At 43.3% G+C, this 17,236-nt stretch carries 15 protein-coding genes; 9 read left to right on the forward strand and 6 right to left on the reverse strand.

Annotation, left to right across the window (positions count from 1 at the left end; translation table 11 throughout):
• Position 1: 1 nt before the first annotated feature.
• Genes ACOZB4_RS05010 through ACOZB4_RS05020 form a run of 3 tightly spaced genes read left to right on the forward strand, consistent with a single transcriptional unit; the run spans position 2 to position 2,331 of the window.
• On the forward strand, positions 2–667 hold the full coding sequence (locus ACOZB4_RS05010; RefSeq protein WP_215158550.1) for an ABC transporter permease: 666 nt from the start codon (positions 2–4) through the stop codon (positions 665–667).
• Complete coding sequence (locus ACOZB4_RS05015; RefSeq protein WP_379407048.1) at positions 664–1,617, forward strand: glycine betaine ABC transporter substrate-binding protein; 954 nt, start codon at positions 664–666, stop codon at positions 1,615–1,617. The genes ACOZB4_RS05010 and ACOZB4_RS05015 overlap by 4 nt, the downstream gene beginning before the upstream one ends.
• A gap of 12 nt (positions 1,618–1,629) precedes the next feature.
• Entirely contained in the window at positions 1,630–2,331 is a 702-nt protein-coding gene (locus tag ACOZB4_RS05020) for an ABC transporter permease (protein ID WP_379407047.1), read from the forward strand.
• A 133-nt stretch (positions 2,332–2,464) separates the two neighbouring features.
• Here the strand turns inward: ACOZB4_RS05020 and ACOZB4_RS05025 are convergent, their stop codons facing one another.
• Complete coding sequence (locus tag ACOZB4_RS05025; RefSeq protein WP_379407046.1) at positions 2,465–3,082, reverse strand: alpha/beta hydrolase; 618 nt, start codon at positions 3,080–3,082, stop codon at positions 2,465–2,467.
• A gap of 672 nt (positions 3,083–3,754) precedes the next feature.
• On the opposite strand from ACOZB4_RS05025, the gene ACOZB4_RS05030 reads away from it, so the two are divergent.
• The 5 genes from ACOZB4_RS05030 (at position 3,755) to ACOZB4_RS05050 (ending at position 10,146) form a co-directional block, all read left to right on the forward strand.
• Positions 3,755–5,350 carry an extracellular solute-binding protein gene (locus tag ACOZB4_RS05030; protein WP_379407045.1) on the forward strand — a complete coding sequence of 532 codons (1,596 nt, stop codon included), beginning with the start codon at positions 3,755–3,757 and terminating at the stop codon, positions 5,348–5,350.
• 70 nt (positions 5,351–5,420) lie between these two features.
• Positions 5,421–6,383 carry an ABC transporter permease gene (locus ACOZB4_RS05035; protein WP_076325791.1) on the forward strand — a complete coding sequence of 321 codons (963 nt, stop codon included), beginning with the start codon at positions 5,421–5,423 and terminating at the stop codon, positions 6,381–6,383.
• A gap of 12 nt (positions 6,384–6,395) precedes the next feature.
• Positions 6,396–7,277 carry a carbohydrate ABC transporter permease gene (locus ACOZB4_RS05040; protein WP_379407044.1) on the forward strand — a complete coding sequence of 294 codons (882 nt, stop codon included), beginning with the start codon at positions 6,396–6,398 and terminating at the stop codon, positions 7,275–7,277.
• Positions 7,278–7,371: 94 nt separating this feature from the next.
• Entirely contained in the window at positions 7,372–9,744 is a 2,373-nt protein-coding gene (locus tag ACOZB4_RS05045) for an AraC family transcriptional regulator (RefSeq protein WP_379407043.1), read from the forward strand.
• Positions 9,745–9,807: 63 nt separating this feature from the next.
• Positions 9,808–10,146: a hypothetical protein gene (locus tag ACOZB4_RS05050; protein ID WP_256720800.1), complete on the forward strand. Its 339-nt coding sequence runs from the start codon at positions 9,808–9,810 to the stop codon at positions 10,144–10,146.
• A gap of 349 nt (positions 10,147–10,495) precedes the next feature.
• Here ACOZB4_RS05050 and ACOZB4_RS05055 read toward each other — a convergent pair whose 3' ends face one another.
• The 5 genes from ACOZB4_RS05055 to ACOZB4_RS05075 form a co-directional block, all read right to left on the reverse strand.
• Positions 10,496–10,849: a hypothetical protein gene (locus tag ACOZB4_RS05055; protein ID WP_339266741.1), complete on the reverse strand. Its 354-nt coding sequence runs from the start codon at positions 10,847–10,849 to the stop codon at positions 10,496–10,498.
• A gap of 275 nt (positions 10,850–11,124) precedes the next feature.
• Positions 11,125–11,499, reverse strand: coding sequence for a hypothetical protein (locus ACOZB4_RS05060; RefSeq protein WP_422759494.1), 375 nt, complete (start codon positions 11,497–11,499; stop codon positions 11,125–11,127).
• A gap of 273 nt (positions 11,500–11,772) precedes the next feature.
• Complete coding sequence (locus ACOZB4_RS05065) at positions 11,773–13,950, reverse strand: beta-glucosidase (RefSeq protein ID WP_379407041.1); 2,178 nt, start codon at positions 13,948–13,950, stop codon at positions 11,773–11,775.
• A gap of 20 nt (positions 13,951–13,970) precedes the next feature.
• Complete coding sequence (locus ACOZB4_RS05070) at positions 13,971–14,228, reverse strand: HPr family phosphocarrier protein (protein ID WP_379407040.1); 258 nt, start codon at positions 14,226–14,228, stop codon at positions 13,971–13,973.
• A gap of 18 nt (positions 14,229–14,246) precedes the next feature.
• Positions 14,247–15,584 carry a glycoside-pentoside-hexuronide (GPH):cation symporter gene (locus ACOZB4_RS05075; protein WP_379407039.1) on the reverse strand — a complete coding sequence of 446 codons (1,338 nt, stop codon included), beginning with the start codon at positions 15,582–15,584 and terminating at the stop codon, positions 14,247–14,249.
• A 123-nt stretch (positions 15,585–15,707) separates the two neighbouring features.
• On the opposite strand from ACOZB4_RS05075, the gene ACOZB4_RS05080 reads away from it, so the two are divergent.
• Complete coding sequence (locus ACOZB4_RS05080; protein WP_379407038.1) at positions 15,708–16,931, forward strand: AraC family transcriptional regulator; 1,224 nt, start codon at positions 15,708–15,710, stop codon at positions 16,929–16,931.
• The last annotated feature ends 305 nt before the right edge of the window (positions 16,932–17,236 follow it).

Raw genomic sequence — 17,236 nt, forward strand, 5'->3', positions numbered from 1 at the left:
TATGAACGCATTCTGGAGTTTTATCACGGAACGTTATCCGGATATTCTAAATGCATTGCAGGAGCATTTGGTCCTCTCATTCTCTGCCGTGCTTTTGGGGACTGTTGTTGCCGTACCGATCGGAATCCTGTTGGTATACAACCGGATAGGCTGGATCAACAGCATCGTATTTTTCATTACGAACCTGTTTCAGACGGTTCCAAGCCTGGCGCTTCTGGCTATTCTGATTCCACTGCTCGGCATCGGCATGAAGCCGGCCATATTGGCGCTATTTTTGTACTCCCTCATGCCCATCCTGCGGAATACCTATGACGGTTTTCACTCCGTGGATAAAGGGGTGCTCAATTCGGCCAGGGGGATGGGATACAGCACCGCCCAAACGATTTTGAGGATTCAGCTTCCCTTATCGCTTCCTTACATCATGTCCGGTATCCGCATTACAACCGTGTACATCATCAGTTGGGCAACACTGGCTTCCCTGATTGGTGCTGGCGGTTTAGGCCAGCTTATTGTATCTGGACTTGGTGTCAACAAGCCCGAGATGATCTTCATCGGTGGCATTGGTGCCATTCTCCTGGCACTTGTAGCTGACGGTCTGCTTGGGCTGCTTGAGGGCTGGCTAAGCAAACACTACCATCAGACTCAGACCCGGGACGCTGCGATATGAGTCACATCAACCGTAGACAGCGAGGCGAACGGAACAAGGAAGGCGTGATGAAACTGAAAAAGCTTAAATGGGCTCCGATGTTAATCTGCATGATGGCTCTTGCCGCTTTAACCTCCGGATGCGGAATTCAAAGCGAGATTACGATCGGGACTCAAACTTATACCGAAACCAAGATTATGGCTGAAATGTATAAAGCTCTGATTGAAGACCAAACCGATCTGAAGGTGGATATTATCCCGGATCTGGCATCAAGTTCATTGGTCATCAATGCGATGAAAAGAAACGACGTTCAGATGGCAACATTATATACCGGTGAGATTTTCAACAACCATTTTCCGATCAGCGGTACCAAAGACCGCGCCAAAGTCTTGAAGGAAGCTCAAGATGGATTTCAGGAACACTTCGGGTTCACCTGGATGAATCCTCTGGGTTTTGAGAACACCTACGCGTTCACGGTAAGAAAGGATCTGGCCGAAGCCAATGGATATACCAAAATTTCCGATGTCAAAAAAGACATGAATCGTATGAAACTTGGGGTAGATACCACATGGCTGGAAAGAAGTACGGATGGATATCCGGCGTTCTCCAAAGCATATGACATTAAATTCGGTCAGGTGTTCCCCATGGAAATCAGCCTGGTATACAGTGCGGTAGCCAATGAGCAGGTGGATATCGTGTTGGCCTATTCTACGGATTCCCGGCTGAAAGCCTACCAATTGCAGACGCTTCAGGATGACCAGCAATTCTTCCCTCCATATGATGCAAGTCCAGTATTGCGTTTTGACCTTTTAAAGAAGCATCCTGAAATCCAGGATACGATAGCGCCTTTAATCGGTCATTTGGATGCAGATACGATGATATCGCTTAATTATCAGGTGGACATTGAGAAGAAAAGCGAACGAGAGGTCGCAATCGCGTACTTGAAAGAGCAGGGCCTCTTGAAAAGCTAAAGGAGGGTAAGCATGGAAAATGAACATTTAACATTTGCCGACTTTTTGTCGTATATATCACGAAATCAGGGGTTGCTCTGGGAGTATTTCATCCAGCATATTACGATGGTGGTTATCGGTCTGGGACTGGCATTCATCGTCGGAGTACCGCTTGGCATTCTCTGCTCTAAAAGCAAATGGGCTGCCAAGATCATTTTGTTTATCACCAACATCTTGCAGGTGGTACCGAGCTTGGCCATGCTCGTGGTTCTCATGTTATGGATGGGACTCGGAACGAAAACTGTCATGGTGGGACTCTTCCTGTATTCACTGAATCCAATTGCACGTAATACGTACGTCGGATTAAAACAGGTGGATCCGAGCTATCTGGAATCCGGAAAAGGAATCGGGATGAGCCCCTTCCAAATGCTCGTGAAAGTGCGTTTTCCGCTTGCGCTGACTTATATCATGTCAGGTCTGCGTATTGCCGCCGTCATCGCCATCGGCGTGGTAACGATTGCTCCACTCGTAGGAGGAGGAGGGTTGGGACGGGAAATCTATGCCGGACTGAACAGCAATAACTCCCTTCGGATCTTTGCAGGCGCCATTCCTGCCGCGGTGCTGGCAATCGTTGCGGATCTTGTGCTAGGCATGCTGCAGCGTAAAATGGATCTGGCTAAACGAAAGTCAGCCAATGCGGCTCCATCGCCTGCGAAAATGCAAAATATCAACTGATCCTTGTAGAGGGTACATTTTAAAGGGGTATTCCAAAAGATCTAAGATCTTGCGGGATACCCCCTTTTCTATTAGGCGCGTACGCCGAAGTGTGATGTGGCATTAAACGTGGTCACCTTGTTATACCTACTGATTACTTGCTTAGAAAATCCATATATATCCTTACAAGTTTACTTAGAATCTCAATACTTTCCTCAACTCGATTCGTCTCTAAAGCATGATTTGCATTAGGAATTTCAATGACCTTCCTGTCTTTGTCTATGTTAATTTGGTTTGCAAGTTCATTATTAAACACTTCATCCTTTGTACCATAAACCACAAGTCCGTTAAACTTGTTGATATAGTGAATGGTGTCTTTGATTGGTGTCAAAAATAAATGTTTAATTGGAATTTCAAGTTTCCCATGAACTTCTCCAGCAACTATTGTCCCTAAGCTCTTACTAATAAAAACAACTTGATTATACTTGCCAATGATTCGTTGAACCGATTCTTGGCTATCTTCTATTACTCTTTGCAGATCATGAATATCCAAATTCGTTCTTGCAGCTTGATATCCATATTCCAGTACCAATAAATCAAAACCACTTTGAAGTGCGGAGGTTCCAGCAAAATGTAGAATTGGTTTATCACAAGGATAGTTTTTTCCGGGAAACAAAACAACCAACTTGCTGTTTTCCTCATAAAGTTGATAATATTTTTGTTTCATTTCAGTTTTCCAATAAGAGGGCACCGTTAAAATCTCTAATTTCATTGTTTCCCATCCTTTCCTGGTTCATATGATTTCGTCTAACGTTTGGATACTCGCGAACCCGAGAACCTTAAAGTCCAAACAAATAATAATTCCATTATTGTTTAAATGCCCCCATTTCGCTAGTAAATAATTATTTTCTTCGTTGGCCAGCTTTAGCGTCCTTATTTCAAATGATTTGCACCCCGATGCAATAAATGGGTCAGAATTTAATAAACAAATGTCATCTATTTCCCCTCCTCACACATTCTTATCTATCCCCATTCGCTTCCCCACTTCAACAGATTCTCCTCTTCCGTCCAAACATCTAACACGAGATCGCGTGGAGCATCAAACACGGCTGTTCACAATCTAGCGTCCACTCTTTTTGTTTGTTGCAGTTCATGCACGTCTCCGACTTTAACTTGTTGAAACTATTCGAAGATTATTTCGCAGCTTGCAGCTTGCAGCTTGCAGCTTGCGGCTTGCGGCTCGCTGCTTAACCCCAATGATTTGCAATCTCTCCCCACTTATAAGGGCCAATCTTTAATATGGTCGATTCAGTTTTATATTCGCCAGTGCTTGATCTTAATAATGGCAACCCTTTCCTGATATTATACGATTCCGGAAATAACAACCATCCTTTATGCTGAATATGGAAAATGCACATCTAAATTGGAGGAGGAGCTACGGTTTATGCAGATGAGCAGAAAAATCATCAATAAGATCGTACCGGTTATAACATGTCTGGGACTGGCTGCCACAGCGATGGCTGGCTGCAGCAGTAAGGAGATACCAGAGGGGAATACGGAATCCGCAGAGTCAACCCAATCTTTGAGCAACTTATCGTATTGGAAACAGATGCATCCCGACGCAGCCGCTATTATGAAAAGCTATGGTGAGATTACCGCTATTCAAGAAATCGAAAATAAAACCGGTGTCAAAATCGATTACCAACACCCGGCCCAAGGCCAAGCTGGCGAACAATTCAACTTGATGATGGCCTCGAAATCACTGCCCGATGTCGTTGAATATTCGTGGAATAATTATCCGGGAGGCGCTCAAAAAGCGATTAAGGATGGAAAGATCATTCCATTAAATGACTATTTGGACCAAGCGCCTAACTTCAAAAAGCTGCTGGACGAAAACCCGGAATGGAGAAGACAGGCGTCAACGGACGATGGCGATCTTATTGGTTTTCCGTTCATCCGCCCCGTGAGAAAACTGCAAACCCACTCCGGCCCGGTTATACGTAAAGATTGGTTGGACAAGTTGGATTTGCCTATTCCCAGAACCATCGACGAATGGTATACCGTTTTGAAAGCGTTTAAGGAACAAGATCCCAACGGCAACGGAAAGGCGGATGAAATTCCGATCATGATGGGAGCAGGCGAACTTGCCTTTACTGGCGCTTTTGGCATCCCGAACGGCTTCTATCACGAAGGAAATACGGTTAAATATGGCCCCGTTCAACCCGAATATAAGCAATACCTGGAGGCTATGAACCGTTGGTACAATGAAGGCTTGCTGGACAAAGACTTTGCAGCCAATGACAGCAAAATGTACGATGCCAAAATAACCGGCAATCAGGTCGGTGCGTCTGTTATGGCTGTAGGCGGAGGCATGGGCAGGTTTATGGATTTAATGGAGTCCAAGGAACCGCAATTCAAGCTTATTGCCACACCCTATCCGACGTCACAATCTGGCGGTAAACCGATATTCGGTCAAATGGACAATCAGATTGTCGGCATATTCACTGCTATAACTGAAAGCAACAAGCACATCGCTGAAACCGTAAAATTCTTCGATTATTTCTATAGTGAAGAAGGACGAATGATCATGAACTTCGGTAAAGAAGGCACATCCTATACGATGGTTGACGGTTATCCGAAGTATATGGATTCCGTCATGAACAATCCGGAAGGATTGCCGCTTGCCCAATCCCTGAAACAGCATGTCTTGTCAGCTGATGCGGGTCCTTTCTTGCAGGATGTACGCTATATGGAGCAATATGCGGCCAGACCGGAGCAGCAAGAGGCTTTGACGGTCTGGGCAGAACCTTCGAATGAAAAAAGAATGCCTCCGATCACCATCGCCCGGGAAAATAATAGCCGATATGCCTCGATCATGAACGATATCGATACGTATAAAAATGAAATGATCGTTAAATTCATTATGGGCGCAGAATCGCTGGATAAGTTCGATGAGTATGTCGCTACCATGAAAAGCATGGGTATCGACGAGGCAATTCAAATGCAGCAATCCGGATTGGAACGCTATAACAACCGATAACATGCCTACTACACTGGAGACGGAAAGCTTGCGGCTTGCCGTTCTCCGGTATTCAAAGAAGGAGTAAACCATGCCTAATGTACAGAGAAACATTGTGAAGACGGCAACGGGGAACCGGGCAGAGAAGAAATGGAGCATGATAAAAAAGGACATAATACGGAACCGCTACATTTATCTTATCCTGCTGCCCGTCGTTGCCTACTACATCGTTTTTCATTACGGACCCATGTATGGTCTGCAAATTGCTTTTAAAGATTACGGACTTGCCGACGGAATTTGGGGAAGTCCATGGATGGGTTTCGATCATTTTGAAAGTTTTTTTGGAAACTACTATTTTTGGAGACTGATTCGGAACACCTTGCTGATCAATATCTATGAATTGCTGTTTGCGTTCCCCGCTTCGATCATACTTGCCTTATTGCTTAATGAGATTCGCAGGAGTTTTTTTAAACGGATCGTCCAGACGATAAGCTATCTCCCGCACTTTATCTCCATCGTCGTTGTGGTCGGGATGATGATCGATTTCTTTGCCCGCGACGGTCTGGTGAATCAACTTCTTGGCATGATCGGACTTGAACCGATTGCCTTCATGCAGGAGCCGGGGTGGTTTCGGTTCATGTACGTCTCTTCCGGCGTCTGGCAGGGAATCGGATGGGGCTCTATTATCTATCTCGCCGCCATAGCCAACATTGATCCGACTCTCTATGATGCGGCCCGGATTGACGGAGCGGGACGATGGAAACAGACCTTGCATATTACCCTGCCCGGGATCATGCCGACCATTGTGATATTGCTCATTCTCAACATGGGATCCATGCTTTCCGTCGGGAGCGAGAAAATTATTTTGATGTACAATCCGATGACCTATGAGACGGCCGATGTCATCTCTACCTATGTATTCAGGAAAGGTATCCTGGGAGCCGATTTCGGTTATACCGCTGCCGTTGGGTTATTCAATTCGGTCATCAGCTTCATTCTGATCGTACTCGCCAATTCCATTAGCAAACGAGTGAGCGAACATAAATTGTGGTAAGGGAGGACCGGTATGTTTCACAAACGCAGCCTGGGTGAATCGATATTTTCCGGCGTCAATACGTGCTTCATGATTCTGCTTTGCTTCGTCACGCTTTACCCGTTCCTTTACGTATTATTCGCCTCTTTGAGCGATCCTGCAGAAATTGCCCGATTTCGCGGCATGCTATTTTTCCCGACCGGGTTTAACCTGGAGGCGTATAAAGCCGTCATGGATAATCCCATGATTCTGACCGGCTACCGGAACACCCTCTTCTATGTCGCTGGCGGCACAGCCATCAACTTATTCATGACAACGCTCGGAGCCTATGCCCTTTCTCGCCGCAACGTCTATTTCAACAATTCCATCATGTTCATCATCGTGATCACGATGGTGTTCAATGGGGGGCTCATTCCAACCTTTCTGCTGGTGAACAGTCTCGGCATGCTGGATACGCCTTGGGCTCTTCTCTTGCCAGGGGCTATCAGTTCATTTAACTTGATCATTATGCGAACCGCCTTTCAAGCGGTACCCGTTAGTTTGGAGGAATCCGCCCGGATCGACGGGGCCAATGATTGGATCATTATGAGCAGAATCATTGTGCCTCTTTCGATGCCCGTTATTGCCGTCATGGTGCTGTGGTATGCAGTGGGACATTGGAATTCATACTTTAGCGCATTGATTTATTTGCGTGATCGGGAGTTATTTCCTCTACAGCTAGTGCTCCGTGAAATTCTGATCTCGAATAGTACGGACAGTATGACGACCGATGCAGCAGCCACAGATCGATTGGACATCGGGATCACGATCAAATATGCGACGATTATCATATCTACACTTCCAATATTATGCCTGTACCCGTTTCTGCAAAAGTATTTTGTGCACGGTGTCCTGATTGGTGCGTTAAAAGAATGATCATCACACGAATCGGTCATCCAACGAAGGGAGCAAGCTTGCTCTTCCCGAATTATAGGGATTGAGCAAGCTTTTCTATACTAGGAGGATCGCCATGTTTTCAATCATTCGAAGAAAGAATGCCGGAAGCAAAAGAAGGAGCCTATTCATCAGGATGCTCGTATCCAATTGTCTTCTGCTCCTGGTTCCCATCCTGATTTGGTTTGTGTTCTATACCAATATTGAACATATCATGAAATCCAATGCGGAACGGTCCAATCTCGGCATGCTGGAGCAGATGCGTCTCAATATAGACAGCAATTTTAAAGAAATTGAACAATTATCCCATCAAATTATACTCAATCCGAAGCTGCGTTATTTATTGGATACGGAACACAAAGACTTGTCAGAACGGTATCATTTGGTCCAGTTTACAAGAGATTATTTAAACATGCATTCGAGAATTACCAAGGATTTTGTGTACGATTTCTATATTTTTTTGGACCGAAGCGATTCTGTAATCAAACCGAATCTCGTAACCGATTCTCACAACTTTTATGATAAATATTATCGCTTTGAACATCTGACCCATGAAGAATGGCGTAAGCAGATGACTAGCTATCATAGTCAAACATACCTGCCGTCCACCACCTTACAACGAAACGGCTACCTGAAGGATGACCCCATGCAAGTGATTACCTTTATGCAATCGTTGCCGGTCGAAGACACATCCAATATTAAAGGGAATCTTACGGTTCTGATCGATGAAACCAAGATTCACGAAATGACACGACAAATCGAGTCCGCAAACGGGAGTTCCGTTTATATCGTGAACCAAAATCATGAACTCATCAGCAGTACCCCTGGTGCAAGTCCGTTATCACACTCGATATTGAATGAACTGAAGTCGAACTCCGGTTTACGCAATTACAATCTGAACGGTCAAGATGTAACGGTATCATTCACAACCTCGGGACAAGTCGGATGGTACTATATTGCTGTGATGCCTTTGAATATATATCTACAGAAAGTGAAACAAATGGAGCATCTTGCGCTGTGGCTTCTCTTGCTATGTATCCTTGCGGGGAGTGCAGCTGCATATGGAATCGCGTATAGAAACTATTTTCCAATCAAGAGAATGATAGAGGCGATTCAGGCGGGAAAGTCTCATCCACGTAAACCTGCTGTGAATGAATTTGACTACATCCTGGAAATGATGAAGATTTCCTGGGATGAAGAAAGGCATATTAAAAACAAACTGACTCAACAACTGCCCATTCTTCGTTCTAACTATTTGCATCGTGTGCTTCAAGGCTACTTTGAACCTCCAGAGCAAATGAAACAGTCGCTGGAATTTATGGGCATCCATTTTCCATTTCCTCATTTTGCCGTCATTCTCGTTCAAGTGGACGACATGTCCCGGTTCGCACCGAACCAAAGTGAAAAACAATGGGCATTGGTGCGATTTATCATCTCCAATCTGGCTGAAGATTCAATCTACGAAGGCCATACGATACATACGATCGACTTGGAGAAAGACCGGCTGGCCCTGCTCGTTAATCTAATGCCGGATCAGATAGATCATCCGGCCTGCCGGGTGAAGGACATCGTATCCGAATTGCATCGCATGCTGGAGACTAGGTTCAAGCTGGAGATCAGCATAGCCGTAAGCGGCGTTCATAAGGGCCAGCATCAGATTGGGGAAGCCTATTTGGAAGCGGCTGCCGCCTTGGAGTACAGGATGGTCAATGGGCAGCTGTCGACCTTTTACTATCATGATATTCGCCAGAAAAAGCTGCAATATTATTACCCCGTCGAAACCGAGCTGCAGTTAATTAACTGTATTCGAAGCGGCGATACAGAGCAAGTTATCCAACTGCTCACACAGCTGTTCGATCGAAATTTTCGCGACGAATCCATCACTCCGGAGCTTGGGAGGTGCTTATTATTCAGTCTTGCCGGTACCCTGTTGCGTATCATGGCATCGGATTCGGATACGCTGGCCTACCGGAAGCTTACAGAAGGTGACATCCACCCTGTGCGATTCCTGGTTTCCTGTAAAACAACCGACGAAATGTTTGAAAAAGCGAAGGACCTGTATGTATCGGCCGCCGAATCGTTCAAACTGGAACGAAGCGATCACAATGAACAGCTCCTTCTGCAAATTCAAACCTGCATTCAAGCGAATTACGCCGATCCAAACATGAGCTTGAATTTAGTGTCTGAGCATTTGCAGATCACGCCGCAATATATTTCACAATTTTTTAAAAGAGTGAGTGGACAGAACTTCAACGACTATCTGACTGTCGTACGCATGGATCACGCTAAGAAACTGATGTCGGATCCTGGGCTGACCAACGCACAGATTGCCAAGATGGTCGGTTATACAAGCGATACTGTTTTCATTCGGGTTTTTAAGAAGAACGAAGGCATTACTCCCGGTAAATATAGAGAAAGTATTACGAAATGTGCCGGATTAAATCAATAGGAATATATACCGCATTATTTTATATCGGCAGCACATCTCTCATTAAAAGACAGGATGTGCCCCATGATTACGGTCGCTTTTCTTGACGCGCTATCCGCCATTTTTCAATCCATGGGAGGGTTACTGCCAGGGATAGGCTACTTGATTAGTCCCCTCGCTACAGCCCCCATTGTGTTATGTACGATCCTTTCCGTCGGTTCCGGTCTGACCGCCTATTTGCTCACGATGTTGCTTCTCTTTTTTATCCAACCAAGCGAACTGATCGTTTTTCCTTTCACGACAGGCTTATTGGGGCTTGGGGTTGGCGGTTCGCTGATATATTTGAACATACGTTTGCCGGTCGTGATTACCGGGTCGTTGTCTTTGTGGGCAGGAATCCTTTTGTTGCTATACGTTTTTTGATTTCCTGTTCTGAGCCCGGCAGTTTCATCTACATTTAGCCTGAGTACGATCGCCATCATTTATGTGTTCTCGCTTTTCTACAGCTGGCTTTGGGTAGAAATAAGCAGGTATTACATTAAGAAAATAAGTAAAGGGATTACTTGATTAAGACTAGGCAATCCACGCTATCAGCGCCCACTAACCTCTTTCTTCTACCAGCTGTTAGTATCTTCTTCGAATTCCCCATAACTCCTGCCAAATAATTCTTCTAAAACTCCATTGTCAATTTTTTTGAACCGAGCCTTTTTCAATTAAAAAAATAAAACGGCCATGCGATTGAGCTTGGCCGTTTTAATCTCTATGTCTTTTATTAATTGGCTTGATTCAAACTAACAGGTCCTAAACTACCATAAGACCCTTGGAATTGTCCTTTGAGGACATAAGTTCCAGGGCTAAGATAACCTACTGAATACTCGACAGGACTTGAAGAAGTTGGCCCAATATTCACGGTAGTCGTGAAGACTGTACTAAGTTGACCAGATGGTCCTTTCGAATAAAGCGTTAGATCAACGGTTTCATTCGTAGAACTCCATAGGCCAACACTTAATTTATATTGAGCTGGTTGGCTAACTGTCAAATCATGAGATGTTGCAGTATAGGCAGCAAATGCACTAGTAGAGAAAGAGAAGCACGCTAATAATAAGATTAGTACTACTTTTTTCATTTATTCACCTCCTTTCTTTTCTTCTTGATATAGAATGTCAGTAGAGAAAATATATGTAATGGTTAGATCATAAAGTAATATTTTAACTATTATACCAAAATAAATATTATATGCATATATATCGAAATTCTGAACAAAAAACGTTTGGTGTTGGTGGTACGGTTAATATATTGCAAAAAAAAAGCACCGATTCCATCTGCAGTGCAGAGGAACTGGTACTTCTAGATTTCAGGTATTCGCTTCCCCCTGCATTACCGTAAATTTCCTGTGTGTGTTTAAGTTTGAAAAGGAACCAAGGTAGCCGTGTTCGCAACTCCAATCATCGTTATGATCAATGTATTCACCATTGCACCGAGCCAAATGTTTCCTGTCAATTTGTACAGGCTCCGACTAATCATGGCCGCTGCAAATAATAAGAAAATAAAGGGAAGCAAAACCATGGGATAAAGTCTCGTCTCTTGCCAAAAGGAATTGCCCGTCATAAATAAAACAGCATACTGGATACCATTGATCAACAGGATTCCAAGCACATTTCCGAATCCAGCGACAATCATGTTTACTTTTTCAGACTTGAGATTGCTGAAACTCAATTCATTTATAAACAACGAGTTCGTCAGATAAAAAATGAAGAAGAATGGCAGGTAGTTCATCCACACCAAGAACTTATCTGAATGGAATGTAAATACCCCCAATATCCATATTAATTTCTAAATAGCGCTACTTTTTTATAAGTTCATTTCATAACAAAAATAGCAAAGGATTATTTCTCATCAGAAAATAATTCCTTTGCTATTTCGTCTTATATATTTATCTATTGCTTGTAATTTCTTAAGACCCAATGCCAGAACGATCAGATTCTTTTCTTTAGTTTCAGCATGAGTTGATACACATTGGCTTACAACGAGCCTACATTCAGCAGAACTTTAGGCTTCTGATATACTCAAATTAATATCCACTTTCAGGAGTGCTTTTTCATCCGAGCTTGGGCCCACAAGAAACACATAGTTGGTATCCTCTAGAACCCATCTTTCTTCTTCTTCATTGTAATACTCCAGTTCTTTCAAAGCGATCGGAACGACAACCTCTTTGCTTTCCCCTGGGGTTAGATAAACTCTTGTGAAGCCTTGTAGCACTTTAATATGCCTTTCCACTTTGGAGTTAAGAACACTGACATAAACTTGCACAACTTCTTCCCCGGCAACGTTTCCTATATTTCTCACTTTAACTCTAACATTAGCATAATCGGCTTCCTTCTCGACGCTCTGATCGGAATATAAGTAATTCGTATAACTCAATCCGAAACCGAAAGGATAGGCGGGGCTATGCTTTTCCTTATCCAACTTACGATAGCCATGATAGAATTCATAGTACGCTTGATGAGAAGAACTATCGAACGGGTGTAAATGACTTTCATCGGTCGGAATAACGAACGGCAGCTTGCCGCTGGGATTTACATCACCGAACAAAATACGAGCAAGTGCATTACCACCTTCCATGCCGGCATACCAACTGTACAGAATAGCTGGAACGTTAGCTTCCCATTCTTTTGTCATGATCATACTTCCGCAGACTAGAGATACTACCGTATTTTTATTGACCGAACCAATTTCATTAATTACTTGTATTTCTTCTTTCCTAAGAGATAAATTTTTTCTGTCTCCTCCTGGGGCAAACGTTTCGCTAGATGTGTAGGATGAGGAGGGGTTTTGTTCCATCATCTCTTTGAATGCTGCACTTTTCTCCGCCATTCCTTGTTGCTCGTAACCTTTAGTGATAAAATCAACGGCATTTGTAGAATCCGGCATCACATACTCGCCTTCATCGTTATAATCGTTACCGACAACAATCACCACAGCATCTACGTCACTCGCTAGGGCTTTCGCCTTCTCCAACTCATACTCATGACAATGAAAGACTTCTACTTTGTCCTTAAAATAACTTTGAATTCCTTGTAGTGGACTGACCGAATAAATTGGATTAATTCTGCTACTACCATGGTCCCCAAGGTTTGCTTTTACAGCCAATCTTCCGACCAATAAGATTTTCTTTATTTCCTTTTTATTGAACGGTAAAACTTGATCTTTATTTTTGATCAGTACCATCGACTTCTCAGCCGCTTCTCTCGCAAGCTCCGTGTGAGATTTGCAAGCAATTTTTTCTTTTGAATACGTGGCCTTATCCGGTGTGCTTTCAAATGCAATAATGGTTCTGATTATACGAAGTGCAGCTTGATCAATATATGTTTCGTCGACTTCTCCCGATTCCACCATTTTCAGCAAACTCTCGCTATATTGGACCGGCATGGGCATTTCGACGTCCATTCCGGCTTCAATGGCTTTTTTCCCATCCCTGATACCGAATATAAAATCGGACGAAGTAAACCCTTCAAACCCCCATTCATCGCGAAGTATCGTTGTTAACAGATATTTGCTTTCGCAAGCGTGATCTCCCCTGAACTTGTTATATGAACCCATTAGAGATGCCGCGCCTGCATCCACACATTTCTTGAAATGCGGTAAATAAACTTCTCTAAGCGTTCGTTCCGACAAGTTGACATCCACGTGGAATCGAGTGTTTTCAATATTATTTACTGCATAATGTTTTACGCATGCCATCACATTATGATCTTGCACGCTTTCCGTTAGCGCTTTTCCCATCTCTCCAAGCAGGAACGGATCTTCCCCGTAGGTCTCCTGAGCTCTGCCCCATGCAGGGTGCATCAAGACGTTAATGCAGACACCGGCAAAATAGTTGGCTCCGCCTGCTCTTGATTCAATACCGAAAACATCGCCAATGCGGCGCTCCAATTCAGTATCAAAAGATGCTCCCCGCGCCATAGAAACCGGGAAACATGTCGATTGGCCCATAACAACACCCCGAGGACCGTCCGTAAAGGAAATAGGGCTAATGCCTAATCTCTCGTTCCCATTAGTTTTAATCGGAATTGGATTATACTGGTTCCCATACTGCATCCCGTTTTCAATTGGATCCCAATTTCCGTTCAGCAACCACACCTTTTCCTTTAGAGACATCTCTTTTAATAAAGCATTTGCTTTCTCATGAATTTGCTGGTCTGTTAACGTTGATTGTTTATTAAACATGCTTTCTCTCCTTAGTAATCTTATATTATGAACAAAGCAGCTAGCGATCTCACTGCCTCTTCTTCACGAGGCCCTTCCACCGTCAACTTCAATACGGTACCCTTTGCAACTTCAAGAGCCATGATACCGAGAATGCTCTTGGCGTCCGAAATGATGTTTTTACTTTCCCAAATGATTCGTATATCCTCCGAATGAAAACTTGCGGCGAGGTCGGTGAGGCGCTTCGCAAATACAACCGGAAAGCCATCATATTGAACCGTTATGAAAGACGACTTCATGTCAAGTAACCCCCTTTCTCATGCCTTCATATTTTTAATTTCTTCCAAATCCGCAAGCACTCGAGGGAACTCTTTGTCCAATTTATAGAACACGAGGAGCCCAATCAGGCAAATACATATAATTATCGGCAAATAGATGAACATGAACTGTATGGAAGCAATTGCCGATGCAGTTTGTTGAGCTTGACTACCCATGTATCCACCTGCCGCAAGGATCCAGCCTACCAAGCCAGCACCGATGCCGCTGCCGGCTTTTAGTCCGAAGCTGCCGCCACTATAAATAAGACCCTCATTGCGAATACCAGTCTTCCATTCGCCATAATCAACCGTGTCTGCAAGCATTGCGAATAAGGAAGCAGACAATGGAACGAATCCAACGGACTTAATGACAGTGCTGGTGATCACGATGGCCAGTGACGTGGGATTGATAATGATGATAGAGGAACCGATCAAAGAAATGACAAGACCTGCAATGGATACATTTCGTTTTCCAAACCGCTTAATGAATGGCGCAATAAGGAAAAAACCAATTAGCACCGGAATCATACCTGCAAGGCCAAGCGTACCTACTAAATTAGCATCATTTAGTACATATTGTGCATAGTAAATGCTAGCTCCTCCACTCACGCCGCCGCTAATGTAAAATATGACCATAGCCAAAACGATTTGCTTCCAGTATTTATTGCGGAACAGAGCCTTGAACCCTCGCTTCAAATCCACCTCCTTTCGAACGACAGTCGGCTGAACACGCTCTTTCGTGCTAAAGAAACTCACCAAGAACATGATGACTGCTATGCCGGAAAAGATACCAAAAGTAGTAGCCCATCCGGTATTACCACCGCCGAACGTTTTCACTAACGGCAATGTCAGCATATTGACCAAAATTGTGGCGACGACAGCGAAAAACATACGGAATATATTCAACACGGATCGCTCATAAGGATCCTGCGTTATTCTCGAATTTAACACACCGTATGGAACATTAATTCCGGAATAAACAATGTTAACTATAAGATAGGTACTATAAGCGTATATTAATGAACCTGTTGGACCCCAACCTGGATTGATGAAAAGAAAAAAGCCCGCGAATCCAAACGGAAATGCCATCCATAATAACCAAGGACGTGCTTTGCCGTAGCGGCTCTTCGTCTTTTCAATCAGCACCCCCACCCCAATATCTACGAACGCATCAAGAACGCGAGCAATAAGCAACAAAGTGCCAACCGCTGCAGCTGTCAGCCCCACTACATCCGTGTAAAAAAAGGCAAGAAACGTACTAGCTCCTGCCCAGATGAAGTTGCTCGCTAAGTCACCGACACCATAGCCAAGCTTTTCTTTAAAACGAATTTTTTCCATTGCCTGCTCCCCCTAACTTAAAAAATTCTAATGACAAAATTGATTGTAAGGGGTTACAGTAATCAATAATAGGATTTTTCCGATCTAAATTGTACTTATACTAAAAAATAAGGATATGATGTCATGGAATTAATGATTCATGAGGATGAACTTCTTTATGTGTGTGAATTGATGCAAGATTATGCAAAAATGCCAATTTTCTCTTTTGATCCAGTTAGAGGAACTTTAACATCGTTAGTTTCCAATACAATTGAGAATCCTTTACAGGATAAGTGGATAGAGGACATGCTCCGACATTGTGCGGAAAAGGATTTTGACTTTCCTATCACCATTATTACGCTTAACAATGTCGAATACTATTTATGCATTCGAGCACGGGAGTCAATGATCAAAGATCATATTTTGCTTCTTGGTCCTTGTGTATTTGACAAAATCACGAAGGCTGTTATTTACGATTACATGATTAAGAACAAGGTACCCCGGCAGCTTGAAGAAAAACTGAGAAGCTATCTCCTGTCCCTTCCACTCTATAATAAATGGACTCTCTCTCGATTTGGTCAAATGTTCTATTATTTGTTGATGAGAGTACAAGTGGGACTTACGGACATTCAATATCTCGCCCCATACTCTAGTGATACTGAATCAGAATTACAGCAACAAGTCGCAAATCAGAAAATGGAGGGATTTCTTCATCATGATAATAAATATGAAAATATTATAAGACAGCTTATTCAGGAAGGCCGTTTAGATGCTCTCGAAAAGTTGATGGCATCAGTGCCTGAACTACAAGGAAGCGGAACCGTCGCCAGAAATAACCCAGTTCGCAATGAAAAAAACCTCGCCATTGTATGCGTAACTCTTGCAAGCAGAGCTGCTATGGACGGAGGTTTACATTCAGAAATAGCGTACACGTTAAGTGACATGTTTATTCAACAAATTGAGTCCGATCATAATTTTAATACCTTTGCTGAAACTATAAAGAAAGTGTTCAAGGAATATGCCAAACATGTCATGCAAGCAAAGGAGCATCGGTATTCCAAAGTGGTCTTCAAGGTAGAACAATATATTTACAACAATCTATATCAAAAATTGAATGTTCAGGAAATTGCGGACTATGTGGGCCTAAGTACTGATTATCTTTCCAAACAATTTAAGAAGGAAACTGGCATGACGATTGTTGAGTATTTACTTCAGGAGAAAATAAAAGAGGCGAAGAACTTAATGAACTACTCTAATTTATCAATATCAGAAATCTCGAATCACCTCCAGTTTTACGATCAAAGTCATTTTATTCGGGTTTTCAAGCGCATTTGCGGAATAACGCCTAAACAATACAAACTTCAATAAATAAATTCATGAAATAATGACATAGAAACCATGTGTCTTGTTATCGTGTGAATATCCATTTCATCTCGATCATCCCGAGTATAAGTTTGCTTACTTGTAGACTGCAGGAGGGCGACCATTCCAAATTTCCTTATTTTAAAGGGGATCGGAAGAGCCGTTTACACCGGTAAAACTAGATCACCACAAGCCAGACATCCCTACCCGTCCGATAGCCCCATGTTCGAAACCGACTGTTCGGATTTGCGGGCTCCTTTTGCATTTCCAACGTTATCATTATTGATACAAAGTGATGGATACAAAGTTGA

The organism is Paenibacillus sp. NPDC058898, assembly GCF_049316025.1.
Classification (GTDB): Bacteria; Bacillota; Bacilli; order Paenibacillales; family Paenibacillaceae; genus Paenibacillus_AQ.

Coding starts and splice junctions, on each gene's coding strand:
- ACOZB4_RS05010 (WP_215158550.1), top strand. CDS start 2: ATGAACGCATTCTGGAGTTTTATCACGGAACGTTATCCGGATATTCTA.
- ACOZB4_RS05015 (WP_379407048.1), top strand. CDS start 664: ATGAGTCACATCAACCGTAGACAGCGAGGCGAACGGAACAAGGAAGGC.
- ACOZB4_RS05020 (WP_379407047.1), top strand. CDS start 1,630: ATGGAAAATGAACATTTAACATTTGCCGACTTTTTGTCGTATATATCA.
- ACOZB4_RS05025 (WP_379407046.1), bottom strand. CDS start 3,082: ATGAAATTAGAGATTTTAACGGTGCCCTCTTATTGGAAAACTGAAATG.
- ACOZB4_RS05030 (WP_379407045.1), top strand. CDS start 3,755: ATGCAGATGAGCAGAAAAATCATCAATAAGATCGTACCGGTTATAACA.
- ACOZB4_RS05035 (WP_076325791.1), top strand. CDS start 5,421: ATGCCTAATGTACAGAGAAACATTGTGAAGACGGCAACGGGGAACCGG.
- ACOZB4_RS05040 (WP_379407044.1), top strand. CDS start 6,396: ATGTTTCACAAACGCAGCCTGGGTGAATCGATATTTTCCGGCGTCAAT.
- ACOZB4_RS05045 (WP_379407043.1), top strand. CDS start 7,372: ATGTTTTCAATCATTCGAAGAAAGAATGCCGGAAGCAAAAGAAGGAGC.
- ACOZB4_RS05050 (WP_256720800.1), top strand. CDS start 9,808: ATGATTACGGTCGCTTTTCTTGACGCGCTATCCGCCATTTTTCAATCC.
- ACOZB4_RS05055 (WP_339266741.1), bottom strand. CDS start 10,849: ATGAAAAAAGTAGTACTAATCTTATTATTAGCGTGCTTCTCTTTCTCT.
- ACOZB4_RS05060 (WP_422759494.1), bottom strand. CDS start 11,499: ATGAACTACCTGCCATTCTTCTTCATTTTTTATCTGACGAACTCGTTG.
- ACOZB4_RS05065 (WP_379407041.1), bottom strand. CDS start 13,950: ATGTTTAATAAACAATCAACGTTAACAGACCAGCAAATTCATGAGAAA.
- ACOZB4_RS05070 (WP_379407040.1), bottom strand. CDS start 14,228: ATGAAGTCGTCTTTCATAACGGTTCAATATGATGGCTTTCCGGTTGTA.
- ACOZB4_RS05075 (WP_379407039.1), bottom strand. CDS start 15,584: ATGGAAAAAATTCGTTTTAAAGAAAAGCTTGGCTATGGTGTCGGTGAC.
- ACOZB4_RS05080 (WP_379407038.1), top strand. CDS start 15,708: ATGGAATTAATGATTCATGAGGATGAACTTCTTTATGTGTGTGAATTG.